Source organism: Luteimonas huabeiensis HB2 (genome assembly GCF_000559025.1).
Classification (GTDB): Bacteria; Pseudomonadota; Gammaproteobacteria; order Xanthomonadales; family Xanthomonadaceae; genus Luteimonas; species Luteimonas huabeiensis.
The window spans coordinates 12,596-36,914 of sequence record NZ_JAAN01000047.1 but is presented as its reverse complement, the minus strand read 5'-3'; the positions used below and the strand labels follow the sequence as shown (position 1 = coordinate 36,914).

Below are 24,319 nucleotides of genomic sequence, written 5' to 3'. Positions count from 1 at the left end.
CGGGGACGCCCATGCAGTCATGGAGATGCAGCGGGGGGAGCTTTCCTGCCCAACGATGAGCTGCTACCGCCATTGGCGAGAAGCCTTAGTTGGCTCTATGAGGCTCTGCGGTAGCCCTCGTGGAAAGTTCGACACTGTGGTATCGTGTTAACATGAAAACATCCATGGCGGTCGAATTACCCATGAATGCAAGGCCAAGACCACGCGCCACGACCACGGGCACCCTCGTCGGAACTCGCTTTCAGGCGACTTTGCTCGAAGCCATCGACAGTTGGCGCAAAGAGCAGGACGATCTACCGACAAGGCCTGAAGCCGTGAGGCGACTGGTCGAATTGGGGATGACGCATGACACGAACCCCTCCGCAGAGGCATCGGGACGGCGCGCCAAGCAGAACCCGGACGAGAAGACATGAAAAAGCAGAAAGAACTGGTGCTCATCAAGTCCGAGGGCGAGATCGCACAAGCCGAAGCTCAGATCGTCGAGCTTTCCAAGCGGATCGAGTTCTATTTGACGGAGTATTCCGTCGAACTCTTGGCCAACAAAATGAGCAAGGGCGAGTTTGTCGTTCCTGCGTATCAACGTGAATACACCTGGGAACACGATCGCAAATCGCGCTTCATCGAATCACTGATCTTGGGTCTTCCCATTCCATTCCTTTTCTTCTGGGAAATGCCGAATGGAAAGCTGGAGATCGTGGATGGCTCGCAGCGACTGCGATCGATCGAGGAGTTCGTACTCGGCGACCTTCGGCTCGGTGAACTGCAAAGCCTGACGGCATTGTCTGGCTTCAAGTTCTCCGATCTTCCCGAATCCCGTCAGAGGAAGATCAACAATCGCTCGATACGCGGCATCGTGCTCAACGAACATGCCGATGAGCAGGCTCGCTTCGACATGTTCGAGCGGATCAACACGGGCAGCAAGATCGCCAACATGGCAGAAGTCCGCCGTGGTGCTCTTGCTGGCCCGTTCATGGATCTCATCATCGAACTCTCGGTGCTTCCGAAGTTCGTTGCTCTCGCACCTGTATCCAAGAAGGATTTGGACGAGCGTGAGCATGAAGAACTCGTGGCTCGCTTCTTCGCCTATAGCGATGGATTGGAGGGGTACAAGGATCGTCCCTCGGAGTTCATCTTCAACTATGTCAAGAAGATGAATGTCGAAGCAGCCAATGATCCGGCGTTGACCGATCGTTACCGTGCGCGGTTCCAGGAGGCCATCGACTTCATCGAACGGGTGTTCCCGTATGGATTCCGCAGGAATCCAAAAGGAAAGGCCACTCCCAGAGCTAGGTTCGAAGCCATTGCCGTGGGATCGCGCCTCGCTCTCGACGAGCGCCCCGGCCTTGTCGGCGGCGACATTGAGGACGTAACGCCGTGGCTGACCAGTGACGACTTTACGAAAGTCACTGGTTCGGACGGTGCCAATGCCATCGCGCGCCTGCGGGAGCGTACAGGCTTCGTGCGAAATCGACTGCTGGGTGAGTGAATGAGCAGCAACCTAGCCATCGGATTCCAAGAGCGGTTGGCCGAAGTCGAGGCGTATCTGGAGTTCCTTTCGACCATGGAAGCCCAGGCCCAAGAAGGGCCGCCACGGATCGCAGGCGCAGAACATCCAATTACCACCCAACAACAACGAATCCTCTATTCGAGCGTGTACTTGCAGTTGTACAACCTTGTCGAAGCAACGATGTCCCGCTGCATCGAAGCAGTTTCTGAAGCTGCCAAAGAGAATGCGCAATGGAAACCTGGTGACCTGAGCGATTCGATGAGGCGCGAGTGGGTGCGCGTGACTGCTCGCACACATGTCGAATTGGCGCCGGAAAATCGACTGGAGAGTGCATTGCGCCTTTGCGAGCATCTGGTGGCTTCATTGCCGATCAGCGCCTTCGACATCGAAAAAGGAGGCGGTGGCAATTGGGACGACTTCGAGATCGAAGCATTCAGTAAGCGATTAGGCTTCCAATTGGTCGTGAGTCAGCCCGTCTATAGCGCCATCAAACAACCTTTCCGGGACGACCTGGGGCCGCTCGCTTTGGTGAAGCAACTGAGGAATCGTCTCGCGCACGGATCCATCTCGTTCGCACAGTGCGCTGAAGATGTCACTGTCGGACGGCTCGTCGAACTGAAGGATAGAACCGTCAATTACCTGAGAGAAGTCGTGGATTGCTTCACCAGATACATCGATAGCTTTGAATATCTCCTTCCGGAGAGGCGCCCTGCATGAGTCGCAACCAAAAGAATATGCCCCGAATCGTGGGGGTCGATCTCTTCTGCGGTGTGGGCGGCCTGACTCACGGCCTCGTTCGTGGCGGCATCCAGGTAGCCGCAGGGATCGATATCGACCCGAGTTGCAAATTTCCCTTCGAGGCGAACAATTCCGCCTCGTTTATCGAGTGCGATGTCGGGAAGCTGAAAGCCGACGACATCGCGCCCTTCTATGAGGGCGCTGACTTCACATTGCTCGCGGGGTGTGCACCATGCCAACCGTTCTCCACCTACAGCCGTAGCGGAAGGAATAGCGAGTATGAATCGCAGTGGCCGTTGGTGTCCTCCTTCGGCCGTTTGGTCAAGAAGGTCAAGCCTGATCTGGTGACCATGGAGAATGTCCCACAACTCGCGGATCACCCGGTCTTCCAACAGTTCCTCAAGAGCCTTTCCGGCTACAAGAAGTGGTGGCAGGTCGTGGAATGCTCGTCGATCGGTATTCCGCAGACTCGGAAGCGTCTAGTGCTGCTTGCGTCGAGACTTGGCAGCGATGGTCTGGAACTTTCGCAGGATCAGGTTCGGACGATGACTGTGCGCGAGACTATCGGCTCACTTCCCCCGATCAAGGCTGGCGAGCGTGATCCCCAAGACGAATTGCACACCGCTTCCTCTCTGAGTCCTTTGAACCTGTCGAGGATTCGCGTGTCCCGCCCCGGAGGGACGTGGCGAGATTGGCCTGAAGAGTTGCAGGCATCGTGTCATCGGAAGGATACCGGCGCCACCTATCCAAGCGTCTACGGACGGATGGAATGGGATCGACCCGCTCCGACTATCACCACGCAATGTTTTGGATACGGCAACGGACGGTTCGGGCATCCAGAGCAGGATCGCGCCATTTCGCTCCGAGAGGCGGCAATGCTTCAAACGTTCCCGGAGTCCTACGCATTCGCCCCGCCTGGCGCTCCGATCAAGTTCAACAAGATGGGGCGACTGATCGGAAATGCCGTGCCCGTTCGGCTTGGGGAAGTCATCGCTCGTTCGCTCGTTGGGCACGTGCAGGCTCACGTGCACTGATCTGCTGCAATTGGGAGCGTATCAGCGCAATAGCATCGTCCACGGTGACATGCTCCCAAATGCGAAGTACCTGCCATCCGGCGCTCGTCAATCTTGAATCGGTGTCGAGGTCGCGGGCTTTGTTGGTGGCGATCTTGTCCTTCCACCATTCCTGATTGGTCTTGGGCGTCGTGGCGTGGATGGGACATCCGTGCCAGAAGCATCCATCGCAGAAGACCGCCAAGCGCCATTTGGTGAATGCGATGTCGATGCTTCTCTTCGTGCCAGGAATTGCATAGTGGATGCGGAACCTTAGACCTTGGCGATGCAACGCCGAGCGCAATTCGCGCTCGCGCGGATTGTCCTTTCCGCGTGTGCGAGCCATTCGGCGGCTAACGGCACTGGAGGGTACTGGCATCGATCGCGACATCTTTTCAGGTTATACCTCCGTAGATCAATACGAGGAATGGGCTAGGGATCGAGAGCGCCGGATTCAAGAGTCTGTTCTGCTCGATTGCCGTTGCTCGATCTGTAGTTGAGCCCTCTGCGTTGCTCGTTGCAATCGCTCCACCAGCAGTGCACGCGGCGGCAATGCGGTCAGGTACTCGGCAACGTGGATGCCCGACTTGTCCAGTTCCAGCAACTCGATCTGCTCGCGCTTCTTGCCGGTGCAAAGGATGATGCCCAGTGGCGAGGCTTCCTCCGGCTCCCGTTCGTGCTTGTCCAGCCAGCGCAAGTAAAGCTCCATCTGCCCTTTAAAGGCGGCCTTGAACTCGCCGATCTTCAATTCCACAGCCACCAGTCGCCGCAGCTTGCGGTTGTAGAACAGCAGATCGAGGTGGAAATCCTCGTCGTCGATCTGGATGCGCTTCTGCCGGGCGAGGAAGGAAAAGCCCGCACCCAGTTCTAGCAGGAAGGATTCCATCTCGCGGATGATGGCCGCCTCCAGGTCGCCCTCCTGCCAAGTATCGCGCAGCCCCAGAAAGTCGAGGATGTACGGGTCGCGCATGACCAACGCGGGCGACATGCGCTGTGCATCGCGCAGGGTGGCCAGTTCCTGCGCGATCGTCTCGCCCGGCTTCTTGGACAGCACGGTGCGCTCGTACAGCATCGAGTCGATACGCTCGCGCAGCGTCCGCACGCTCCAGCGTTCGGCACTCGCCATCTGCGCATAGTAGTCCCGCTGGAGCGGGTCTTTCAGCGGAATCAGGGCGATGAAGTGTGTCCAGCTCAATTGTCGTATCAGTGATACGACAATTCGCTCGTCCGGGTAGGCTGCGGCGAACTGCACCATCCGGCGCAGATTCTTGACCGAAAAGCTGCTGCCGTATTCCCTCACCAGTTGCGCCGCCAAGGTCAGCACGACTTCCTCGCCGTAGTCGGCCCGACGGCCCTCCAAGACCTGCGTATGGATGCGCTGACCGATGCGCCAGTAGAGCATCGTCAGTTCGCTATTCACCGCCGAAGCGGCACGCTTGCGCGCCGCTTCGATCAGCGCCCGAATGTCGCCCAGAAGCGCCGTCGGCGCTCCGGGTGACGTGATGGATGTCCTGCGCTTGATCATGCCAGTGCCTCCGCCGTTTGGCGCGCCCCGGTGATCGCCAGCCGCCGGCTGGCCACCAGTTCGGCCGCATCGCGCACCGGCTTGTCCTCGGTGTGGACGTAGTGCATGAACATCGCCACGGTCTTGTGCCCCGTCAGCGCCATGCCGACCTTGGTGGGCACGCCTGAATTGGCAATGTCGGTGGTCGATCGGTGGCGGATGCCGTGCGTGCCGACGTGCGGCACGCCGGCGGCCTTGAGCACGCGCTTCCAGCCGCCGTAGTGCTCGCCAAAGGTCAGGTGCCGGGTCGGGTCGTAGGGCGACGGCAGGACATAGGGGCAACCCTCCCGGCGCGGCGCGGTGGACAGCAGCCGATAGGCTTCCTCGCTCATGGGCTTAGAAATGCCGCCGGTCTTGCTGTCGGGCCAGACGACGCGCCGCTTCTCCAGGTCGATCCACTCCCATTCGAGCGGGCAGATTTCGGAGCGGCGGGCGGCGAACTCGAATTGCAAGCGGATCGCCAGAGGGATGACGTAGTTCTCCAGTCCTTCCGCCTCCAGCGTCTCCAACTGGCGGAAGATCCGCACCAGTTCATCGTCCACGATGAGCCGGGTTTCCTTGCCGGGCGGGAACATCGGGACGTGGCGGCACGGATTCGTCCCGTCCGGGCGCAGCCCCCAAACTTCGGCCAGATTGAACATCTTGCGCAGCACGCCGAAGGTGCGGTTGGCCTCGGCCGGCTTGTGAGCCAGCTTCTTCATCAGCGCGGCCACGTCCGGGCGCTTCACGTCCTGCACCTTCATCTTGCCCATGATCGGGACGATGCAACGGTCGATGACGCCCTGATAGCCGCGCTGGGTGCTGGGCTTGTTGCGCTGCTTGGAGTAGTCCTCCATGAAGGTGGTGCAATACTCCTTCATGGTCGGTGCCTTGCGGGCGGCGGCCTTGGCGGCGCTCGGATCGCCACCCCGGCGCACCTCGGCCAGCCACTCCTGCGCCATGACGCGGGCCTGTTCCACGGTCAGTTCGCCGTACAGGCCCAGGGCGGGCTTGCGGCGCTCGCCGGCGTTCGTGCGGTACTGGAGCATGAACACCTTGCGGCCGGCCGGGGTGATCTTGCAGAGGAAGCCGGGAACCACGGTATCCCGCAGTTCGACGGCCTGCGCCTGGGGCTTCGCCGCATCGACGGCGGACTTGGTGAGTTTGATTCTTGCCATGATGACTCCTCGGAAACCGCGGATTCCAAGAGCCACATGGGAGCCACGCGACCGGAAGCCGGGTCAAGTTTCGGAAAGCACCGGTATATGTTGAACTCGCCTAAGTGGTTGATAAACCTTCTGTATCTAACCCTGGCGTAGTCCAGCGAATTGCGATGCTGGAGTCATCGTGAAACAAAAAAAAACGCCATCCCAGAGGATGGCGTCGGTAAGGTCAGCTGTACGGCCGGCGCGCTGCAGGCGACGCCGGCCGGTGTTGCGGTTACTTCTTGATGAAACCGATCTTGACCATCTGCGCGTTCTTGGCCTCGGCCAGCACCTTGGCCAGCACGCCGTAGTCCGAATCCTGGCTGGCGTCGATCTCCAGCGTCGGCTGGTTGGTCGGATCGCGCTGGACCTCGGCCTCCATCATGTTGCGCAGCGCGGAGACCGGCGTCGGACTGTCGTTCCAGAACACCTGGTTGGCGCCGTCGATGCGCAGGCGGATCGGCTCCGGCGGCTCGACCGGGTTGTCCGGCGGCGTGGTCGAACGCTGCGGCAGGTCGATGTCGATCGGGTACGACGTCTTCAGCGAGGTCACCATGAAGATGATCAGCAACACCAGCATCACGTCCGCGAGCGGAATGATGTTGATGTCGGCCATGGGGCCGTCGCCGTCACCGCTACTGAATGCCATGGGGATTCTCCGTCAGTTGCTTTCGGTCGTGGCGACGAAGCCGACCTTGCGCATGCCCTGGGCCTGCGCGACGGTGACCACCTCGTTCACGACGCGATACTTCGTGGTGCGGTCGCCGCGCACGTTGACCGGCGGCTGCGGCGTCTTCTGCGCCTCCACCGACAACGCGCTTTCCAGCTGGGCGAGGCTCACCGGTTGGTCGTTGAGGTAGATGGCGCCCGACTCCGTCACCGCGATGGTGAGCGGCGGCGCCGGGCCGGCCTCGGGCCGCTCGTCCAGGTTGGCCTCGGGAAGCTCGACCTGGACGCGATGGGACATCAGCGGCGCCGTGACCATGAAGATGATCAGCAGCACCAGCATCACGTCGACCAGGGGCACGACGTTGATGGCCGCCATCGGCTTGCCGCCACCGCCTTCGTTAGAGCTGAACGCCATATCCGGACTCCGTCAGTGCGTCGCCGCTCAGCGCTGGGCCTGCGGCGCTTCGCCCACGCGCGAACCCGTGGCGAAGAAGTCGTGCAGGTCGTGCGCGAAGGTGTCGAGCTTGTTGTTGGTGATGCGGTTGGAGCGGGTGAAGAAGTTGAAGCCCAGCACCGCCGGGATCGCGACGCCCAGACCGATCGCGGTCATGATCAGCGCCTCGCCCACCGGGCCGGCCACCGCGCCCATGTCGGCCTGGCCGCTGGCGCCGATGCGGATCAGGGCGCGGTAGATGCCCCACACCGTACCCAGCAGACCGACGAACGGCGCGGTCGAACCGACGGTGGCGAGCAGGGTCAGGCCCGATTCCAGTCGCAGCGACTCGCGGGTCACGGCCTGGCGCAGGGCGCGGTCCACGAACTCGGAGCGGTTCAGCGACTCGACCAGGCGCGAGCCTTCATGGCGCTGGTGGTGCGCGGCGGCCTGGGCGGCGTCCAGCGCGATCTTGGAGAACGGCTCGCTGGCCGGCTGTTCTTCCATGTAGCGGATGGCGTCCTGCGCGTTCGGGGTTTCCCAGAACGTGTTGACCACGCGGTCCGCGCTGGACTTCAGGCGCAGATTCTTGACGAAGTTGAAGATGATCCAATAGATCGACATGGCCGACATCGCCAGAAGGGTGCACAGCACCACCCAGCCGACGATATCCATGTGCTGGATCATGTCCGCAAAGCCCATCTGCTGCATCGCTGCAGCGTTGTCGGCGGCTCCGGACACAGGGGCGTTGGTAGATTCCTGCAGCATGACGCTTACCTTTGAATGTTGAAGATTGGATTTATCGGATGGAGCGGGGGGTGGAGCGGGTGAAGCGCTGACTCCGCGGCGACCGGATCAGCCGCCGAGATTGAATTCCACCGGCACGCGGACGCGGCCGGCCGCGGGCTGTCCGTCCTTGGTGGCGGGGTTGAAGCGCCAGGTGCGCGCGGCCTGCATCGCGGCCCGGTCGAGATCGCGGTTGCGGCTCGAGGTCTCGACGCTGACGTTGGTGACGTTGCCGTTGGCGTCGACGTCGATGATCAGCACCACCGTGCCCTCGATGCCGGCGCGCATCGCCGACGGCGGGTACTTCGGCGGGTTCATGTTCTTCGACGAGATATCCACGCTCGCGCCGATGTCGGCCACCGGGGCCGGCGGTGCGGGGGGCGCCGGCGGCGGCGCCGGAACGTCGACCGGCGACGGCTCGTCGAAGACGACCGGCGGCTCCTCCGGCGGCGGCGGCACCGGGGTCGGGCGCGGCGGCGACAGCTCCTTGATCGGCTGCGGCTTCGGCGGCTCCGGGGGCGGCGGCGGCGGCGGCGGCGGCGGCGGCGGCGGCTCGATGATCACCACCTGGGTGACCTCTTCCTCCTCGGGGCCGGCGGCGGGCGGATTGACCGGCGCCAGCAGCAGCAGAATGGCCGCCGCGTGGAAGGCCATCACCATCGTGAAACCGGCGATGCGCGCCCAATTGAGGCCTTCGTCTTCGCGCTGGTCGTTCTTCTGCAAGCGTTGCGTCATGCGGGGGAACTCGGATATGGCCGGACGCCGCGGCGCCCCTGTCGGTGGTTCGGAAGCTGCGTCTTCACAATTCGACGACGCGAACTCCCAAGTCTATAGCAAAAGAAGTCGGACTGACCAACCACCCGGTGCAGTTCGTCCGGGTGGCCTGCCGGATCAGCGCTGCAGCAGCCGCCGCGCCTCGTCCGGATTGCGCAAGCCCTTGTCCAGCGCCTGCTGCGCGGCCTGCTTCGCTTCCGGCATCCGGTCCTGGTTGGCCAGGATCTTGGCCAGGTTGAGGTAGGTCTCGCCGTTGTCGGCCAGCGGCGCCGCCTTCTGGTAGGCCTCGATCGCCGGTTCCACCTGGTCGGAGAAGTAGTAGGCCTGACCCAGCGCCAGGTAGGTCTGGTGGTTGCCCTCCAGCACGCCCTTCTGCAGGCCGTCGTTGATGACCTCGATGGCCTTGGCCTCGCCGCCGTCGGTGTTGAGATAGAGCGCGAACAGGTTGCGGTACTCGCGGTCCTCGGTCAGCTCGCCGGCCGCGCGCAGCCGCTCCATGATCTCGATCGCCTGCGGCATCTGGTCGGCCTGCATGTACATCGAGGCCAGGTTGATCTGCGCGCGCTTGTCGCCCGGCGAGGCGGCGGCGATCTGCTCGGCCAGGCCGATGGCCTCGGTGGTGTTCTCGGTTTCCAGGTAGGCGGCCATCAGCGCCTGGGTCCAGGCGGTGTTGGGCGATTCGGCGCTCTCGATCGCCTGCTTCAGCACCGGGATCGCCTCCTGCGGGCGCTCGGCCTGCACCAGCAGCTGGCCCTTGAGCGCGAGATCCTCGGGCTTGCTGCTGCGGGTCTCCTGCAGGTAGCGGTCGAGGGTGGCGATCGCCTGGTCGTAGGCCTCGTCCTGGCCCTGCAGCTGGGCCAGCATCATCATCGACTGGTAGTGGCCGTTGTTGTCCAGCGCGTCCAGCTCGATGACCTGGGTCAGGTAGGCCTGGGCCGCGGCGAGATCGTCCTCGTTGTAGGCGGCGTTGGCGGCGAGCTGGGCGGCGTAGGCCTTGTCGTAGCTGTTGGCGCGCGCGTCGGCGATGATCTCGTCGGCCATCTGCCGGACCTGGGCGTTGTCGTCCTGCTCGAAGGCGTTGCCGAGCTTGTTGAGGCGCGAACCCATCCGCTGCGACGCGCCCTCGCGGGGCGCCTGCCGGGTGGCTTCGGGGTACAGCTCCTGGGGGCGGTTCCCGCGCGAGCCGCGCTCGCGCGCCTGGCACTGGGCGTCGGCGGACGCCGGCTGCGCCGCGGCGCGGGCGTCCGGGGCGATGCCCGCGCCGAGCGCTGCGGCGATCGCCAGCGCGATCAGGGCCGGGGCGGAGGGAATGGCTTTCATGCAGTCACCTGTCTGTTTCGATGAGGCACCGGGCCGCGGTGCGTCGGGTGGGGGTTCGCCGACGTCCTGTCAGCCGCACTTGGGCTGGCGCCCCGCGGCGCGGGCCTGTTCCCAGGCGGGAACGAGGCCGTCCGCGCGCGATTGCAGCTCGCCGATCCGGCTCTGCGGGTCCGGGTGGGTCGACAGCCACTGCGGAGGACGGCTCCCGCCCGCCGCGATCATGTTCTGCCAGAGGTTCACCGCGGCGCGGGGGTCGAAGCCCGCCGACGCCATCAGCTGCTGGCCGACCACGTCGGCCTCGCTCTCCTGCGCCCGCGACCCCGGGAGCAGGAACCCCGCCTGGGCGGCAATACTGCCACCCTGCACCGCCGCATTGCCAATCCCCTCGCCGTAGCGCGAGCCGAGGATGGCGCCGACGATCTGCAGCGCACCGCTGGCGCCGGCCTGGCGGGTGATGCGCTCGTCGTGGTGGTGGGCGATGACGTGGCCGATCTCGTGGGCGATCACCGCGGCCAGCTGGTCCTGGTTCTGCGCGACCTTGAAGATGCCGGTGTTGACGCCGACCTTGCCGCCGGGCAGGGCGAAGGCGTTCGGCTCATCGTTGACGAAGACCGCCGATTCCCAGGCGATCCGCCGGTCCTGCGCGGGCAGCTGCTGGACGATGGCGTTGACCACGCAGGCGACGTAGGCGTTCTGGCGGCGGTCGGTGGAGATGCGCTGTTCGGCCTTCATCTGCGCGAAGGCCTGCTCGCCCAGCTGGTCGAGCTCTGCCTGGGAAACGGCGCCGACGTATTGCGTGCGGCCGGTGGGCGAGACCGTGGTGGCGCAGGCGGCGACCAGCAGCGCAGCGGCCAGCGCCGTCAGGATGGACTTCATGCGACGCATCCCCCTGTTAAGTGATGGCTGTCTTGTAGTTCGGCGAGGCTTAACGATGCGTCAAGCCGCCGGTGGCGCATCCTGCCAGGGTAACTCCTCGAGAAGTCGCCAATCCTACACGTCCAGGTTGGCGACCTTGAGCGCGTTGTCCTCGATGAACTCGCGGCGCGGTTCCACCACATCGCCCATCAGGGTACTGAAGATCTGGTCGGCGGCGACCGCGTCCTCGATCCGCACCTGCAGCAGGCGCCGCGTCTCCGGGTTCACCGTGGTCTCCCACAGCTGCTCGGGGTTCATCTCGCCCAGGCCCTTGAAGCGCTGGATCTGGCGCCCCTTCTTGGCCTCGTCCATCAGCCAGGCCTGGGCCTGGGCGAAGGAATCCACCGGCTGCCGGCGGTTGCCGCGCACGATCGCGGCGCCCTCGCGGACCAGGCCGTGGAGTTCGGCCGCGGCATCGCGCAACGCGCGCAGCTCGCCGCTTTCCAGCGCCGCCAGCGGCAGCACCTGCTGCTGCTCCACGCCCATGTGGCGGCGGGTGGCCAGCAGCGCGGTCGGCCGGCCTTCGCCATCGGTCTGCAGCCGCAGCGAATACACCGGCCGGCCCAGGCCGCCGCGGTTGAGCCGCGCCTCCAGGGCATCGAGCTCGTGGCGCTCGTCGATGTTGGCCGCCAGCCGCTCGGGATCGAGCGGGGTGAAGTCGATCAGGGCTTCCAGCAGCGCCGGATCGTAGCGATGCGCGTTGCGGGCGATCGCCTCGCGGGCGCGCGCGTAGAGCAGCAACAGCCGCTCCAGCCCCATGCCCTCGATCGGCGGCTCGCCGTCGGCCGGGATCAGTGCGGCGTTTTCCACCGCATGCGCGGCCAGGTAGGCGTCGAGCGCCGCATCGTCCTTGAGGTACAGCTCGGTCTTGCCCTGCTTGATCTTGTACAGCGGCGGCAGGCCGATGTAGACGTGGCCGCGCTCGATCAGCTCCGGCATCTGCCGGTAGAAGAACGTCAGCAGCAGGGTGCGGATGTGCGAGCCGTCCACGTCGGCGTCGGTCATCAGGATGATGCGGTGGTAGCGCAGCTTGTCGGGGTTGTACTCGTCCTTGCCGATGCCGGTGCCCAGCGCGGTGATCAGGGTCCCGACCTCGGCGCTGCCCAGCATGCGGTCGAAGCGGGCGCGCTCGACGTTGAGGATCTTGCCCTTGAGCGGCAGGATCGCCTGGGTCTTGCGGTTGCGGCCCTGCTTGGCGGAGCCGCCGGCCGAGTCGCCCTCGACGATGAACAGCTCCGACAGCGCCGGGTCCTTTTCCTGGCAGTCGGCGAGCTTGCCGGGCAGGCCGGCGATGTCGAGCGCGCCCTTGCGGCGGGTCAGGTCGCGGGCCTTGCGCGCGGCCTCGCGCGCGCGCGCGGCGTCGACGATCTTGCCGGCGATGGCACGGGCCTCGTTCGGGTGTTCCTGCAGGAACTCCTCCAAACGTGCGCCGAACGTGCTCTCAACAGCCGGTCTCACCTCAGATGAGACCAATTTTTCCTTGGTCTGGGAGGAGAAGCTGGGGTCCGGGACCTTCACCGACAGCACCGCGATCATGCCTTCGCGCATGTCGTCGCCCGACAGCGTGACCTTGGCCTGCTTGGCGATGCCGTTTTGCTCGATGTACTGGGTCAGGGTGCGCGTGAGCGCGGCGCGGAAGCCTTGCAGGTGGGTACCGCCGTCCTTCTGCGGGATGTTGTTGGTGAAGCAGAACATCGTTTCCTGGTAGGCGTCGGTCCACTGCAGCGCCACTTCCACGCTGATGCCGTTCTGCTCGCCGGACACGGAGATCACGTTGGGGTGCAGCGGCGTCTTCAGCTGCGCCAGGTGTTCGACGAAGGAGCGGATGCCGCCCTCGTACTGGAAGGTGTCGCGGCGGCCTTCGCCGCGCTCGTCGACGAGGGTGATCTTGACCCCGGAATTGAGGAACGACAGTTCGCGCAGGCGCCGGGCCAGGATCTCGTAGTGGAACTCGACGTCGCTGAAGATCTCCGCGGCCGGCTTGAACCGCAGCAGGGTGCCGCGACGGTCCGAGGGCTCCAGCCGCTTCAGCGGATACAGCGGCTCGCCGAGCGCGTATTCCTGCTGGTGGTGGTGGCCGTCGCGCCAGATGTCGAGCCAGAGGTGTTCGGACAGCGCGTTCACCACCGAGACGCCGACGCCGTGCAGGCCGCCGGAGACCTTGTAGCTGTTGTCGTCGAACTTGCCGCCGGCATGCAGCACGGTGAGGATCACCTCCGCCGCGGACACGCCTTCCTCCTTGTGGATGTCCACCGGGATACCGCGGCCGTTGTCGGATACCGACACCGAGCCGTCCAGGTGGATGGTCACCACGATGTCGTCGGCGTGGCCGGCCAGCGCCTCGTCGACGGCGTTGTCCACCACCTCGAACACCATGTGGTGCAGGCCGGTGCCGTCGTGCACGTCGCCGATGTACATGCCCGGCCGCTTGCGGACGGCCTCCAGGCCGCGCAGGACGGTGATCTTGCTGGAATCGTACGCGTTGGTGCCGGCGGGGAGTTCGGGAGTCTGCTCGGTCATGCGTTCTCGGGGGGTCCGGACGCGCCCGGGAAGGACGCACCGGATGGGCGTCCGTCCTGACGGGCTGCAAGCGCGGGATTATATCATTCCGGGCCCACCGGCCCCGGCCCGCCGGGTTCCCGCCCGGTGGCCGGCAGGGGACCGACCCGGCCGTGTTCCACGTGGAACATGACCGCGTCCGCCCGTCGCCGCGGGCGCTCCAGCGGCGCCCAGTCGGTTCCGGTGACGAAGACCTGGGCCCCGGTCCGTTCCAGCAGCGCCAGGACCCGGCCCCGGTGCGCGGCGTCCAGTTCGGACGCCAGGTCGTCCAGCGCGACCACCGGCCAGGCGCCGTGGCGCTCGCCGAGGTCCGCCGCCTGGGCGAGCAGGCAGGCGAGCGCCACCAGCTTGGCCTGCCCGCGCGACAGCGGTTCCCCTTCGGGTGCCGCGCCCACGCGGACCCGCCAGTCGGCCCGGTGCGGCCCGACCGTGGTATGGCCGACCTGGCGATCGCGCCCGCGCGACAGCAGCAGGGCATCGGCCAGCGAGACCTCCTGCCGGCGCCAGCCGGGCTGGAACGCCAGCTCCGCCGCGCCGAGCCCGGGCGAGAGCGACGGGACCAGTTCGGCCAGCTGGCGGTCCAGACGGGCCAGATAGGCCCCACGGCTGCGAGTCATCTCGTCGCCCGCGGCCGCCATCTCCAGTTCCCAGCCCTCCAGCTCCGCGTCCGGCCGCTGCGCCTTCAGCAGCGCATTGCGCTGCCGCAGCGCCCTCGCGTAGCGGCGCCACGCCGGAAGGAATTCGTGTTCCACGTGGAACAGGCCCCAATCCATGAAGCGCCGGCGCGGTTCGCCGCCCCCCTCGACCAGCGCGTGGCTGCCGGGCTCGAAGCTTACCACCGCCAGCGCCGCGCACAGGTCGCCCAGCTGGGCGACGTCGGCGCCATCGAGCCGCCCGGTCCAGCGATCCCCCGCATGGCGCAGCCCGGCGCGGCGGGTCGCGCCGTCGCCGTGTCCGCCCGGGCGCCATTCCACGAACACCTCCACCGCCTCCGCGCCGCTGCGGACCAGGCCATCGCGCACGCGTCCGCGGAAGCTCCGCCCGTAGGCCATCAGGTGCAGCGCCTCGAGCACGCTGGTCTTGCCGGCCCCGTTCTCGCCCACCAGCAGGTTCAACCCGGGTCCGGGCTGCAGCTCGACCTGGGCCAGCCGGCGCAGGTTGCGGATGGTCAGGCGGGTGATGCGCACGAGGATCCTGGCCGGCGCGGCCGGCGGTGGGCGAGGCGGGAGTGTAGCCGGCCGCCGGGCGACGGCGCGGCGCGCCTGGCCGCAGTGGCGGCCCGGAGGCGCGAGCGAGGGGGCCGACGGGGTCCGGAAAGCAGGACGCCCGGCACGAGGCCGGGCGTCTGGTTCCACGTGGAACAACGCGACCGCGATCAGAGCCGCAGCGGCATCACCACGTGGCGGGACTTCTCGCTGGCCGACTCGCGGACCAGGGCCGAGGAATTGGCGTCCCGCAGCTGCAGCACGACTTCCTCGCCGCGCAGCGCGCCCAGCGCATCCATCAGGTAGTTGACGTTGAAGCCCACCGCCAGGTCGTCGACCTGGGTCGCGGCCTCGACCTCTTCCTGCGCCTCTTCCTGCTCCGGGTTGTGGGCGCTGATCTTCAGCTGCCCGGGCGAGACCTCGACGCGCACGCCTCGGTACTTCTCGTTGGACAGGATCGCCGCACGCTGCAGCGCCGCGCGCAGCACTTCGCGGTCCACGCGGACCTCGCGGTCGGCGCCGATCGGGATCACTGCCTCGTAGTCCGGGAACTTGCCGTCGATGAGCTTGGAAGTGAAGGTGACGTCGTCGCGCTTCACCCGCAGGTGGCTGCGGTCCATCTCCAGCTCCAGCGTGCGGTCGCCGCCTTCCAGCAGGCGCTGCAGCTCCTGCACGCCCTTGCGCGGCACGATGATCTGCCGCTTGTGGGTCACCGGCGCGTCCAGATCGGCCTCGCACAGGGCGAGCCGGTGGCCGTCGGTGGCCACGCAGCGCAGGCGATGCTCGCCGAGGTCGAACAGCAGGCCGTTGAGGTAGTAGCGCACGTCCTGCTGGGCCATGGCGAACGCGGTGCGCTCGATCAACTCCTTCAGGGTCGCTTCCGGCACCTGCACGCGCTCGGTGGTCTCGACGTCGTCGATGGAGGGAAAGTCGTTGGCGGGCAGGCTGGCCAGGGTGAACCGGCTGCGCCCGGCCTGCACGGTGATCTTGTCGGCGGTCTGCGACACCGTGACTTTGCTGCCGTCGGGCAGCGCACGCACGATGTCGAACAGCTTGCGCGCCGGGATGGTGGTCTCGCCATCCGTCGCATCGTCCACCTGGCTGCGCGCGACCATCTCGACCTCGAGGTCGGTACCCGTCAGCGACAGCCTGCCCCCCTGCACCTGCACCAGCAGGTTGGCCAGGACCGGCAGGGTCTGCCGGCGCTCGACGACGTTGACCACCTGGGCCAGCGGCCGCAGGAACACTTCCCGTTGAAGACTGAAACGCATGCCGGCGATATCCCCGTGCCCAAGATCAAGAATTGGATAAATCTAAAAAGCGGTGGTGCTGGAGTCGGAAATTTCCGTGGACTTCTGATGTAACTGTTTGATCGGAAACGTTTTTTCGGAAGACCCAACCGGGTGGACAAGCCGCCGGCGGTTGGAGACAAGCTGTGGACAACTTTCGGGCCTGCGGCGGCGGGGCGACTTGTCCACAGCTTCTGCCCGGGTCGTGCACCGCCATTGTTCACTCGCTCAACTTGCGGATCAGCTTGTCCCAGTCCTCGCGCAGCTTGCCGTCGGTCTCCATCAGGCTCCGGATCTGGCGGCAGGCGTGCAGTACGGTGGTATGGTCGCGACCCGCGAAGGCGTCCCCGATCTCGGGCAGGCTGTGTTCGGTCAGCTCCTTCGCCAGCGCCATCGCCACCTGGCGGGGGCGGGCCAGCGAACGGGTGCGTCGCTTCGACAGCAAGTCCTTGATCTGCAGGCCGTAGTAGTCTGCCACGGTCTTCTGGATGTTGGGGATGCCGACGCTCTGCATCTGCGCGCGCAGGAGGTCGCGCAGGGTCTCCTGGGCGAATTCCTGGGTGATCGCGCGGCCGGTGAAGTTGGCGCGCGCGGCCAGGGTGTTCAGCGCGCCCTCGAGGTCGCGCACGTTGGAGCGCATCTTCTTGGCGATCAGGAACGCGACGTCCTCCGGGATCTGCGCGCCGCGCTCGCGCGCCTTCGACAGCACGATCTGCGCGCGCGTCTCGAAGTCCGGCGGGTCGATCGCCACCGACAGGCCCCAGGCCAGGCGCGACTTCAGCCGCGGCTCCAGGCCTTCCACTTCGCGCGGGAAGCGGTCGCAGGTCATGATGATCTGCTGGCGGCCGTCGAACAGCGCGTTGAAGGTGTGGAAGAACTCCTCCTGCGTGCGCTCCTTGCCGGCGAAGAACTGGATGTCGTCGATCAGCAGCGCGTCCACGCGCTGGAACTGGCGCTTGAAGCCGTCCATCGCCTTGTCCTGCAGCGCCTTCATCATCGCGCTGAAGAACTGTTCCGAACGCAGGTACAGCACCCGCATCGCGGGGTTGGCCGCGCGCATCGCGTTGCCGGCGGCGAACATCAGGTGGGTCTTGCCCAGGCCGGTGCTGCCGTAGAGCAGCAGCGGGTTGTGGGCGCGGTCGCCCGGCTTGGACGCGGCCTGCCAGGCCGCTGCGCGGCCGAGCTGGTTGCTGCGGCCCTCGACGAAGTTCTCGAACGTGTAGTGGCTGTCCAGGTTGCCCGCGAACGGCTCGCTCGCCGCCTGCGCGGGCACCACGCTGATCGGCGCCTCGGCCGCGGGCGCCGGCGCGGCGGCGCGCGGCAGCGAGCCGATCTCCAGCGCGACCTCGCCGCTGCCGGCGAAATGCGCGAGCAACTCGCGGATGCGCTGCAGGTAGCGCGCGCGGACCTCGTCGCGCACGAAGGCGTTGGGGGCGTAGAGCACCGTGGTGTCGTCGCGCCGCGCGGCCTGCAGGGGCTTCAGCCAGGTGTGCACGTCCTCGGGGGGGAATTCGGCTTCGAGGCGTTCGAGACAGCGGGGCCAGACATCCATCGGGTGCGTCGGTTCTGCGAGCGGCCGGCCCGCCCCGCGGAGGATTTCCGAGGGGCGCGCGGGCGAGTGGGGTGGGGCGGCAGACTACCATCGCGCCCGCGGCGGGGCATCCGGCAACGCGGGAGGCCGGTCGCGCCGCCTGCCCGGCCGAGGGTCGGACGCGTTGACGCGACGCCGGCGGGCCCGCTAGAATCGCCGGTTCTTTCCGTCGCGTCCATGCACGAGCAACCCCCATGGCCACCAAGCGCACCTACCAGCCCAGCAACCTCAAGCGCAAGCGCGACCACGGCTTCCGTGCCCGCATGAAGACCGCCGACGGCCGCAAGATCCTTGCCCGCCGCCGCGCCAAGGGCCGCAAGCGCCTCAGCGCCTGAGGCCGGGGCCGCCGGCGATGCGCCGGCGCCGGCCCCGCGCCTGTCGTTTCCGATGACGAGCGCCCGCTTCCCAAGGCAGGCGCGCGTGCGCGCGCCCGCCGAATTCGAGCGCGTCTTCAAGCAGGGCCGGCGCACCGCCGCGCCCATGCTGGCCCTGCACTGGCTGCCCGACGCCGCACCGCCGCGGCTGGGCCTGGCCGTCTCGCGCAAGGTCGATCCCCGCGCCGTCGGGCGCAACCGCATCAAGCGCGTCCTGCGCGATGCGTTCCGTCGCCTGCGCGGCCGGCTCGCGCCCGGCGCCTACGTCGTGGTCGCCCGCGCCCCGGCGCGCCAGGCCGACAACGCCGCGCTGCGCGCGGCCTTCGAACAGGTGCTGTCGCGCGCCGGCGCGTTGCCCGCCCGCACCGTGGCCGGCACAATGCCCGCCGACCTCGCGCCATCCCCTCCTTCTTCCACCACGCCGGCGCGGCCCGGCGGATGAGCCTGCCTGCCCGATGAACCAGACCCGTACCTTCCTGATCCTCGCCTGGTTGATGGTGGCGACGCTGCTGTGGATGCAATGGAGCCGGGAACAGGCCGCGCCCGCGCCGGAGGCCGCCGCCACCGCGCAGGGCGCGCCGGCGGCAACGGCCGGGTCGATTCCCGCCGCGCCGACCGCGCCGGCGGCCGGCAGCGCTGCGATCCCCACCGCTCCCACCGCCGGGCAGGCGGTCCCGGGCGCGGCCGCTGCGCCCGCGCCCGCGTCGGCCGCTGCGGTCACCGTCACCAGCGACGTGCTGCGCCTGACCTTCGACCGCGGCAACGTGGTGACCGCGGAACTGCTGCGCTACCCGCAGACCCGCGAACCAGGCAGCGCGCCGGTGGCGCTGTTCAACACCGATCCGGCCCATTTCTACGCCGCACAGGTCGGCTGGGTCAGCAGCACCGACACCGCGCCCACCCACGAGGCGGGCTTCGTCTCCGAGGACGGCGGCACCGACTACGCGCTCGGCGAGACCGGGGACAGCGTCAGCGTGCCCTTCGTGTGGACCGGGCCGGACGGGGTCAGCATCCGTCGTACCTACACCGTGCGCCGCGGCAGCTACGCGATCGAGGTCCGCGACGAGGTGATCAACCGTGGCGACCGGCCGTGGCAGGGCTTCGTGTATCGGCAGCTGGCCAAGGTGCCGCCGGTCGCGCGCGGCAACTGGATGAACCCGGACCCGGAGTCCTTCAGCCTCAACGGCGGCGTGTGGTACACCGCCGAGCACGAGTTCGGCCGCCGCAAGTTCGCCGACTTCCTCGACGACGGCGGCGTCAACGAGCGCGGCACCGCGAGCTGGATCGCGCTGCTGCAGCACCACTTCTTCACCGCCTGGATTCCCGAGGCCCAGGACGAGACCACGATCTCGCTGCACGTCGATGGCGGCGGCCCGCGCAGCCCGCACCTGATCCGCGAGCTCGGCCCGGGCGTCAGCGTCGCCCCCGGCCAGAGCGCGGCGACCACCGCGCGCCTGTGGGTGGGGCCGAAGCTGGTCGGCCTGATCCGCGCCGAGAACGTGCGCGGTCTCGACCGCGCGGTGGACTACTCGCGCTTCACCGTGATGGCGGTGCTGGGCGAATGGCTGTTCCGCCTGCTCGACTTCCTGCACGGGCTGTTCAAGAACTGGGGCTGGGCGATCATCGGCCTGGTGGTGCTGGTGAAGCTGGCGCTGTTCCCGCTGTCGCAGGCGCAGTACAAGTCGATGGCGAAGATGCGCAAGTTCCAGCCGCGCATCCAGCAGCTCAAGGAACGCTACGGCGACGATCGCCAGAAGTTCCAGATGGCGATGATGGAGCTGTACAAGAAGGAGAAGATCAACCCCATCGGCGGCTGCCTGCCGATCCTGCTGCAGATGCCGATCTTCTTCGCGCTGTACTGGGTGCTGCTGGAATCGGTCGAACTGCGGCATGCGCCGTGGATCCTGTGGATCCAGGACCTGACCGCGCGCGACCCCTACTTCATCCTGCCGATCCTCAACATGGCGGTGATGTGGGCCACGCAGAAGCTCTCGCCGACGACCGGCATGGACCCGATGCAGCAGCGGATCATGACCTTCATGCCGCTGGTGTTCGGCGTGATCATGATCTTCTTCCCGGCCGGTCTGGTGCTGTACTGGGTCACCAACGGCACGCTCGGCCTGCTGCAGCAGTGGTGGCTGATCCGCAAGTATTCCGAGGACAAGCCGGCCAAGCCCGCCAAGGCCTGACCGCGCGGCCGCCGCCGCGGCCTGCGATCATCCGCGCATGCGCCCGGCCACCGACACCATCGTCGCGATCGCCACCGCCCCCGCCGCCGGGGGCATCGGCGTGGTGCGGCTGTCCGGACCGCGCGCGCGGGAGATCGCGCAAGCGCTCTGCGGCCGGGCGCTGCGCCCCCGGTACGCCCACTACGTGCGCTTCCATGGCGCCGGCGGCGAGGCGATCGACGACGGCATCGCGCTGTGGTTCCGCGCCCCCGCCAGCTACACCGGCGAGGACGTGGTGGAACTGCAGGCGCACGGCAGCCCGCCGCTGCTGCAGGCATTGCTCGAGCGCGCGGTGGCGCTGGGCGCGCGGCGCGCGCGCGCCGGCGAGTTCAGCGAGCGCGCCTTCCTCAACGGCCGCCTGGACCTGGCCCAGGCCGAAGCCGTCGCCGACCTGATCGCCGCCGCCGACGAACGCGCCGCGCGTGCCGCGCGGCGTGCGCTCGACGGCGCGTTCTCGCAGCGCGTGGATGCGCTGGCCGAAACCCTATGGGCGCTGCGCGTGCAGGTGGAAGCGGCGATCGACTTCGCCGACGAACCGATCGACACGCTCGGCGGCCAGCGCCTGCGCGACGAACTCGACGCCGCGCGCGCCGCCCTGGACGAAGTGCTGGCGCAGGCGCGTCGCGGCCGCAAGCTGCGCGACGGCTGGCACGCGGTGATCGTCGGCCCGCCCAACGCCGGCAAGAGCTCGCTGTTGAACGCGCTGGCCGGTAGCGAACGCGCCATCGTCACCGAGATCGCCGGCACCACCCGCGACCTGCTGCGCGAGACCGTGCGCGTCGGCGGCATCGAGCTGACCCTGGTCGACACCGCCGGCCTGCGCCGCGGCGGCGATGCCATCGAGCGCGAAGGCATGCGCCGCGCGCAGGCCGAACTGGAACGCGCCGACCTGGCCGTGGTGGTGGTCGATGCGCGCGATCCCGCCGCCGGCCTCGCCGCGGTGGCCGACGCGGTGGCCAGCGTGCCGAAGCGCCTGGTCGTGCACAACAAGGCCGACCTGCTGCCCGCGCCGGCCGATGCCGATGCGGATGGGAACGCGCTGGCGGTCTCGGCCAGGACCGGCCTGCACCTGGAGCGGCTCGGCGCGCGGCTGGTCGCGCTGCTCGACGACGGCGAGGCGCCGGGCGACGGCGCCTTCACCGCGCGCGCGCGCCACGTCGACGCCCTGCAGGCGGCGGCCGCCGAGCTGCAGGCCGCCGCCGCGGAGCTCGATGCCGAGCGCCTGGAGCTCGCCGCCGAGGCGCTGCGCCTGGCGCACGACGCGCTCGGCGAGATCACCGGCCGCGTGCTGCCCGACGACCTGCTCGGACGCATCTTCTCGACGTTCTGCATCGGGAAGTAGCGCGGCGCGCGCGGCTACCGCCCCTGCGCGCCCTCGCCGCGCAGCGTCATCACCGCGCTGGCGATGCTGGCCACCACCTTGCCGTCCTCGCGCTGGATCTCGCAGCGGTAGTGGCTGATCGTGCGGCCGCGGTGCGCGGCCCAGGCATGGGCGCGCAGGCGCTCGCGCCAGACCGGGCGCAGGAACGTGGCGCTGAGGTCGATGCTGGCGAAGCTCTCGCTCTCCTGCATCAGCGTGGAGTGCGCGGTGCCGATCGCGGCATCGGCCAGCTCGCACAGCAGGCCGCCATGCACGGTGCCCTGCTGGTTGCCGTGCAGCGCCGCGTCGGCGTCCAGCTCGACGGCGGCCATCGCCTCGCCGATGGCGACGATGCGAAAGCCCAGCAGCCGGGAGATCGCGGTGGGATAGCGCATGTGGGTGACGTCGCCCTCGGCGAGCGTCCCGTCGAGCTGCCGCTGCAGGTACTCGAGGACGGGAATTCCGGCGCGGGGCGGAGGGGCGTTCGGGGTCATGCGGGCGGCTCCGGTTCGGGGAAGGCGGTGCGGCTTACAGGAAAGGCCTGGACGCCAGTTCCAGCCCCAGCAGCACGAGCAGGGCCAGGAAGCAGAGGCGGAAGCGTTCCGGGCCGATCCGCGCGCGGATGCGCTGGCCCAGCCACATCCCCGCCAGCGCCGGCAACACGGCGAGCGCGGACAGGCCGAGCTGGCCGGTGCGGAACGCACCGTGGGCGGCCAGGCCCGCGGCCAGGGCGAGCGTGGAGACGGTGAACGACAGTCCCAGCGCCTGGACCAGCGCGTCCTTCCCCAGCCGCAGCGCCTGCAGATAGGGCACCGCCGGCATCACGAACACGCCGGTGGCGCCGGCGATCGCGCCGGTGGCCAGGCCGACCGCGGGCGAGGCCCAAGGCTCGATCCGCGCCGGGACCGCGAGCGCCGGCGAGACCAGCGCGTAGAGCGCGTAGGCGATCAGCGCCACGCCGAGCGCCAGCCCCGACCATTGCGGATCCACCCGGACCAGCAGCGCGGCGCCGCCGAGGGTGCCGGCCACGATGCCGAGCAGCATCGGCCACAGCCGTCGCAGCAGGCTCGCCGTGGACGGTCCCGCCAGCAGTTGCCAGGCGTTGGTCGCCAGCGAGGGCACCACCAGCATCGCCGCCGCGGCCGCCGGCGGCATCGTCAGGCCCAGCAGCCCCATCGCGACCGTGGGCAGGCCCATCCCGGTCACGCCCTTGACCAGCCCGGCGGCCAGGAAGATCGGCGCCAGCAGCGGCAGCAGGAGGATGGCGTCGTCTCGCATGGCCGCATTGGAGCCGTGGCCGCCACGGCGCACAATGCGGATTGCGGGCCTCGCGCCTTCGGCCCGGCCGAAGGCGGGGGCCGGGATCGGCCCCGGCGGCGAACACGCTACACTGGCCCGGCCATCGCCGTCGCGCGGGGGCGCACCGGGCCGGCGCGCAGCGGGCGTCCCGCACCGCGCGGACGCGCATCGCCGGGCGGTCGTGCGCAACGCACATGAGGGGGAGAATAGCGGATGACGAAGACATCACATCGTGGCGGGCATCGGCCGTATCGCGCCCGCTTCCTGGCGACGGGGCTGGCCTGTCTGCTGGCTGCCTGCTCGCAGGATCCCGCGGCACCGGAAGCGGACGCGCCGGCGCCGGCCGACGGCAGCCCCCCGGCCGCGGCCACCCAGGATGCACCGGCCTCCGACGCGGTGGCGGCGCTGAGCGCCGACGAGCTGCGCGCAGCCGCCTCCAAGGCCTACCAGGAGAGCCGGCTGTACGCCCCGGCCGGCGACAACGCGATGGAGTACTACATCGCGCTGCGCGAGAAGCAGCCCGGCGACGCCGGCGCGTCGAGCGCGCTGACCGACCTGCTGCCGATGACGGTGATCGCCACCGAGCAGGCGCGCGACCGCGAGGATTTCGAGGAAGCCGAGCGGCTGCAGGCGTTGATCCAGCGCGCCGATCCCGACCACCCGGCGCTGGGCCGGCTGGCCGGCAGCATCGCCGCGGCCCGCGAGGCCAGCCAGGCGCGCGCGCAGCAACAGCAGCTCACCGCCGAGCAGGAGGCCGAACGCCGCCGCCAGCTGGAGGCCGAGCGCGCGCAGCAGCAGCAGGCGCAGCAGGCCGAGGCCGCCCGCGAGCTGGCCGCGCAGCAGGAGGCGCAGCGGCAGGCCGAGCAGGCGGCGGCCGCCGAACGCGAAGCGGCCGCCCGCCGCGCCGCGGAACAGCGCGCCGCCGAGGAGCGGGCCGCGCAGACGCGCGCGGCCCCCCCCGCGCCGGCACCGGCCCCAGCTCCGGCGCCCGCTAGCACGCTGCGCGCGATCAGCACCCCCGCGCCGCGCTATCCGTCGGAGGCCCTGCGCAGCGGACAATCGGGCGAGGTGCTGGTGGAGTTCACCGTCGCCCCCGACGGCTCGGTGATCAACGCGCGCGTGGTCCGCGCCGATCCGCCGCGCGTCTTCGACCGCGAGGCGCTCGCGGCGGTGCGCCGCTGGCGCTTCGAGCCGGTGGACGCGCCGATCACCACCCGCCGGACGATCGGCTTCAGCTCGGGCAACTAGGTCGCGTCGCGGTTCCGGAAGGTCACGACGATCCTTCCCCGGTGTGTGCGGAGGAAGGGCCGAAGGCGGATGACGGCGCGCCGCGGGCGTGCAAAAAGCCCCTCATCCGGCGCTGCGCGTGCGGGAGAAGGAACAACATGACCCCGCTTGCGGGAGAAGGGACGATGTGGGCCCGCTTGCGGGAGAAGGGCGGCGCGCGCCGCCCTTGGGACGATTCCGCCATC

The 24,319-nt window shown here is 68.2% G+C and carries 24 protein-coding genes and 1 pseudogene; 10 read left to right on the top strand and 15 right to left on the bottom strand.

All coding sequences use genetic code 11. The annotated features are described in order from the left end of the window. Positions 1-164: 164 nt before the first annotated feature. From Z164_RS22160 to Z164_RS22150, 4 genes are read left to right on the top strand one after another with little or no spacing between them, the layout of a single operon-like run. Positions 165-413: a hypothetical protein gene (locus tag Z164_RS22160; protein WP_079280063.1), complete on the top strand. Its 249-nt coding sequence runs from the start codon at positions 165-167 to the stop codon at positions 411-413. Beyond that, complete coding sequence (locus Z164_RS0118625; protein WP_024892184.1) at positions 410-1,486, top strand: DUF262 domain-containing protein; 1,077 nt, start codon at positions 410-412, stop codon at positions 1,484-1,486. Before Z164_RS22160 ends, Z164_RS0118625 begins: the two co-directional genes overlap by 4 nt. Further along, a complete protein-coding gene (locus Z164_RS22155) occupies positions 1,487-2,224 on the top strand; it encodes an MAE_28990/MAE_18760 family HEPN-like nuclease (RefSeq protein ID WP_029528721.1) in 738 nt (245 codons plus the stop codon). Continuing rightward, positions 2,221-3,279: a DNA cytosine methyltransferase gene (locus tag Z164_RS22150; RefSeq protein WP_029528722.1), complete on the top strand. Its 1,059-nt coding sequence runs from the start codon at positions 2,221-2,223 to the stop codon at positions 3,277-3,279. Before Z164_RS22155 ends, Z164_RS22150 begins: the two co-directional genes overlap by 4 nt. Here the strand turns inward: Z164_RS22150 and Z164_RS22145 are convergent. The 5 genes from Z164_RS22145 to Z164_RS0118605 form a co-directional block, all read right to left on the bottom strand. After that, positions 3,233-3,643, bottom strand: a complete 411-nt coding sequence (locus tag Z164_RS22145; protein WP_201769615.1) for a very short patch repair endonuclease — start codon at positions 3,641-3,643, stop codon at positions 3,233-3,235. The genes Z164_RS22150 and Z164_RS22145 overlap by 47 nt on opposite strands. A gap of 108 nt (positions 3,644-3,751) precedes the next feature. After that, positions 3,752-4,822, bottom strand: a complete 1,071-nt coding sequence (locus Z164_RS0118620; protein WP_024892183.1) for a PDDEXK nuclease domain-containing protein — start codon at positions 4,820-4,822, stop codon at positions 3,752-3,754. Continuing rightward, a complete protein-coding gene (locus Z164_RS0118615; protein WP_024892182.1) occupies positions 4,819-6,018 on the bottom strand; it encodes a tyrosine-type recombinase/integrase in 1,200 nt (399 codons plus the stop codon). The genes Z164_RS0118620 and Z164_RS0118615 overlap by 4 nt, the downstream gene beginning before the upstream one ends. A 262-nt stretch (positions 6,019-6,280) precedes the next feature. Continuing rightward, positions 6,281-6,694: an ExbD/TolR family protein gene (locus tag Z164_RS0118610; protein ID WP_024892181.1), complete on the bottom strand. Its 414-nt coding sequence runs from the start codon at positions 6,692-6,694 to the stop codon at positions 6,281-6,283. 12 nt (positions 6,695-6,706) lie between these two features. Next, positions 6,707-7,129 carry an ExbD/TolR family protein gene (locus Z164_RS0118605; RefSeq protein WP_024892180.1) on the bottom strand — a complete coding sequence of 141 codons (423 nt, stop codon included), beginning with the start codon at positions 7,127-7,129 and terminating at the stop codon, positions 6,707-6,709. Here Z164_RS0118605 and Z164_RS23735 point away from each other — a divergent pair. Then, positions 7,080-7,190, top strand: a pseudogene (locus tag Z164_RS23735) (hypothetical protein); the annotation flags it as partial. The gene Z164_RS0118605 and the pseudogene Z164_RS23735 sit on opposite strands and share 50 nt — an antisense overlap. On the opposite strand, the gene Z164_RS0118600 reads toward Z164_RS23735, so the two are convergent. The 8 genes from Z164_RS0118600 to dnaA form a co-directional block, all read right to left on the bottom strand. Next, positions 7,157-7,915 carry a MotA/TolQ/ExbB proton channel family protein gene (locus Z164_RS0118600; RefSeq protein ID WP_024892179.1) on the bottom strand — a complete coding sequence of 253 codons (759 nt, stop codon included), beginning with the start codon at positions 7,913-7,915 and terminating at the stop codon, positions 7,157-7,159. The pseudogene Z164_RS23735 and the gene Z164_RS0118600 sit on opposite strands and share 34 nt — an antisense overlap. 87 nt (positions 7,916-8,002) lie before the next feature. Beyond that, positions 8,003-8,668, bottom strand: a complete 666-nt coding sequence (locus Z164_RS0118595; protein WP_024892178.1) for an energy transducer TonB — start codon at positions 8,666-8,668, stop codon at positions 8,003-8,005. A gap of 156 nt (positions 8,669-8,824) precedes the next feature. Continuing rightward, positions 8,825-10,027 (bottom strand): tetratricopeptide repeat protein, encoded by a 1,203-nt coding sequence (locus Z164_RS0118590; RefSeq protein WP_024892177.1) that lies wholly within the window; start codon positions 10,025-10,027, stop codon positions 8,825-8,827. A 69-nt stretch (positions 10,028-10,096) separates the two neighbouring features. Beyond that, the gene (locus tag Z164_RS0118585; RefSeq protein ID WP_024892176.1) at positions 10,097-10,903 is read right to left on the bottom strand and encodes a M48 family metallopeptidase; all 807 of its coding nucleotides are present in this window, start codon (positions 10,901-10,903) and stop codon (positions 10,097-10,099) included. 114 nt (positions 10,904-11,017) lie between these two features. Beyond that, positions 11,018-13,462 carry a DNA topoisomerase (ATP-hydrolyzing) subunit B gene (gyrB, locus tag Z164_RS0118580; RefSeq protein ID WP_024892175.1) on the bottom strand — a complete coding sequence of 815 codons (2,445 nt, stop codon included), beginning with the start codon at positions 13,460-13,462 and terminating at the stop codon, positions 11,018-11,020. A gap of 83 nt (positions 13,463-13,545) precedes the next feature. Then, positions 13,546-14,688, bottom strand: a complete 1,143-nt coding sequence (gene recF, locus Z164_RS0118575; RefSeq protein WP_024892174.1) for a DNA replication/repair protein RecF — start codon at positions 14,686-14,688, stop codon at positions 13,546-13,548. Positions 14,689-14,876: 188 nt separating this feature from the next. After that, positions 14,877-15,977: a DNA polymerase III subunit beta gene (gene dnaN, locus Z164_RS0118570; protein WP_024892173.1), complete on the bottom strand. Its 1,101-nt coding sequence runs from the start codon at positions 15,975-15,977 to the stop codon at positions 14,877-14,879. A 238-nt stretch (positions 15,978-16,215) separates the two neighbouring features. Next, positions 16,216-17,547: a chromosomal replication initiator protein DnaA gene (gene dnaA, locus Z164_RS0118565; protein WP_024892172.1), complete on the bottom strand. Its 1,332-nt coding sequence runs from the start codon at positions 17,545-17,547 to the stop codon at positions 16,216-16,218. Positions 17,548-17,780: 233 nt separating this feature from the next. Here dnaA and rpmH point away from each other — a divergent pair, with 233 nt between their 5' ends. Genes rpmH through mnmE form a run of 4 tightly spaced genes read left to right on the top strand, consistent with a single transcriptional unit; the run spans position 17,781 to position 21,530 of the window. Continuing rightward, positions 17,781-17,921: a 50S ribosomal protein L34 gene (gene rpmH / locus Z164_RS0118560; RefSeq protein WP_024892171.1), complete on the top strand. Its 141-nt coding sequence runs from the start codon at positions 17,781-17,783 to the stop codon at positions 17,919-17,921. A gap of 52 nt (positions 17,922-17,973) precedes the next feature. Beyond that, complete coding sequence (gene rnpA, locus Z164_RS0118555; protein WP_024892170.1) at positions 17,974-18,402, top strand: ribonuclease P protein component; 429 nt, start codon at positions 17,974-17,976, stop codon at positions 18,400-18,402. A gap of 13 nt (positions 18,403-18,415) precedes the next feature. Then, on the top strand, positions 18,416-20,149 hold the full coding sequence (gene yidC, locus Z164_RS0118550; RefSeq protein ID WP_024892169.1) for a membrane protein insertase YidC: 1,734 nt from the start codon (positions 18,416-18,418) through the stop codon (positions 20,147-20,149). A gap of 37 nt (positions 20,150-20,186) precedes the next feature. Further along, on the top strand, positions 20,187-21,530 hold the full coding sequence (gene mnmE / locus Z164_RS0118545) for a tRNA uridine-5-carboxymethylaminomethyl(34) synthesis GTPase MnmE (RefSeq protein WP_024892168.1): 1,344 nt from the start codon (positions 20,187-20,189) through the stop codon (positions 21,528-21,530). A 14-nt stretch (positions 21,531-21,544) separates the two neighbouring features. Here the strand turns inward: mnmE and Z164_RS0118540 are convergent, their stop codons facing one another. Further along, entirely contained in the window at positions 21,545-22,042 is a 498-nt protein-coding gene (locus Z164_RS0118540; protein ID WP_024892167.1) for a PaaI family thioesterase, read from the bottom strand. Between the two features lie 34 nt (positions 22,043-22,076). Beyond that, positions 22,077-22,826 (bottom strand): sulfite exporter TauE/SafE family protein, encoded by a 750-nt coding sequence (locus tag Z164_RS0118535; RefSeq protein ID WP_024892166.1) that lies wholly within the window; start codon positions 22,824-22,826, stop codon positions 22,077-22,079. A 234-nt stretch (positions 22,827-23,060) separates the two neighbouring features. Between Z164_RS0118535 and Z164_RS0118530 the strand changes: the two genes are divergently transcribed. Then, complete coding sequence (locus Z164_RS0118530) at positions 23,061-24,095, top strand: energy transducer TonB (protein ID WP_024892165.1); 1,035 nt, start codon at positions 23,061-23,063, stop codon at positions 24,093-24,095. The last annotated feature ends 224 nt before the right edge of the window (positions 24,096-24,319 follow it).

What these genes read in the sequence shown, in the direction of transcription:
- yidC (WP_024892169.1), top strand. Translation starts at nt 18,416, where the DNA reads ATGAACCAGACCCGTACCTTCCTGATCCTCGCCTGGTTGATGGTGGCG.
- Z164_RS0118605 (WP_024892180.1), bottom strand. Translation starts at nt 7,129, where the DNA reads ATGGCGTTCAGCTCTAACGAAGGCGGTGGCGGCAAGCCGATGGCGGCC.
- Z164_RS0118615 (WP_024892182.1), bottom strand. Translation starts at nt 6,018, where the DNA reads ATGGCAAGAATCAAACTCACCAAGTCCGCCGTCGATGCGGCGAAGCCC.
- Z164_RS0118535 (WP_024892166.1), bottom strand. Translation starts at nt 22,826, where the DNA reads ATGCGAGACGACGCCATCCTCCTGCTGCCGCTGCTGGCGCCGATCTTC.
- mnmE (WP_024892168.1), top strand. Translation starts at nt 20,187, where the DNA reads ATGCGCCCGGCCACCGACACCATCGTCGCGATCGCCACCGCCCCCGCC.
- Z164_RS0118590 (WP_024892177.1), bottom strand. Translation starts at nt 10,027, where the DNA reads ATGAAAGCCATTCCCTCCGCCCCGGCCCTGATCGCGCTGGCGATCGCC.
- Z164_RS22145 (WP_201769615.1), bottom strand. Translation starts at nt 3,643, where the DNA reads ATGGCTCGCACACGCGGAAAGGACAATCCGCGCGAGCGCGAATTGCGC.
- Z164_RS0118530 (WP_024892165.1), top strand. Translation starts at nt 23,061, where the DNA reads ATGACGAAGACATCACATCGTGGCGGGCATCGGCCGTATCGCGCCCGC.
- rnpA (WP_024892170.1), top strand. Translation starts at nt 17,974, where the DNA reads ATGACGAGCGCCCGCTTCCCAAGGCAGGCGCGCGTGCGCGCGCCCGCC.
- Z164_RS0118620 (WP_024892183.1), bottom strand. Translation starts at nt 4,822, where the DNA reads ATGATCAAGCGCAGGACATCCATCACGTCACCCGGAGCGCCGACGGCG.
- Z164_RS22150 (WP_029528722.1), top strand. Translation starts at nt 2,221, where the DNA reads ATGAGTCGCAACCAAAAGAATATGCCCCGAATCGTGGGGGTCGATCTC.
- Z164_RS0118595 (WP_024892178.1), bottom strand. Translation starts at nt 8,668, where the DNA reads ATGACGCAACGCTTGCAGAAGAACGACCAGCGCGAAGACGAAGGCCTC.
- gyrB (WP_024892175.1), bottom strand. Translation starts at nt 13,462, where the DNA reads ATGACCGAGCAGACTCCCGAACTCCCCGCCGGCACCAACGCGTACGAT.
- Z164_RS22160 (WP_079280063.1), top strand. Translation starts at nt 165, where the DNA reads ATGGCGGTCGAATTACCCATGAATGCAAGGCCAAGACCACGCGCCACG.
- Z164_RS0118610 (WP_024892181.1), bottom strand. Translation starts at nt 6,694, where the DNA reads ATGGCATTCAGTAGCGGTGACGGCGACGGCCCCATGGCCGACATCAAC.
- Z164_RS22155 (WP_029528721.1), top strand. Translation starts at nt 1,487, where the DNA reads ATGAGCAGCAACCTAGCCATCGGATTCCAAGAGCGGTTGGCCGAAGTC.
- Z164_RS0118585 (WP_024892176.1), bottom strand. Translation starts at nt 10,903, where the DNA reads ATGAAGTCCATCCTGACGGCGCTGGCCGCTGCGCTGCTGGTCGCCGCC.
- dnaA (WP_024892172.1), bottom strand. Translation starts at nt 17,547, where the DNA reads ATGGATGTCTGGCCCCGCTGTCTCGAACGCCTCGAAGCCGAATTCCCC.
- Z164_RS0118540 (WP_024892167.1), bottom strand. Translation starts at nt 22,042, where the DNA reads ATGACCCCGAACGCCCCTCCGCCCCGCGCCGGAATTCCCGTCCTCGAG.
- rpmH (WP_024892171.1), top strand. Translation starts at nt 17,781, where the DNA reads ATGGCCACCAAGCGCACCTACCAGCCCAGCAACCTCAAGCGCAAGCGC.
- Z164_RS0118600 (WP_024892179.1), bottom strand. Translation starts at nt 7,915, where the DNA reads ATGCTGCAGGAATCTACCAACGCCCCTGTGTCCGGAGCCGCCGACAAC.
- Z164_RS0118625 (WP_024892184.1), top strand. Translation starts at nt 410, where the DNA reads ATGAAAAAGCAGAAAGAACTGGTGCTCATCAAGTCCGAGGGCGAGATC.
- dnaN (WP_024892173.1), bottom strand. Translation starts at nt 15,977, where the DNA reads ATGCGTTTCAGTCTTCAACGGGAAGTGTTCCTGCGGCCGCTGGCCCAG.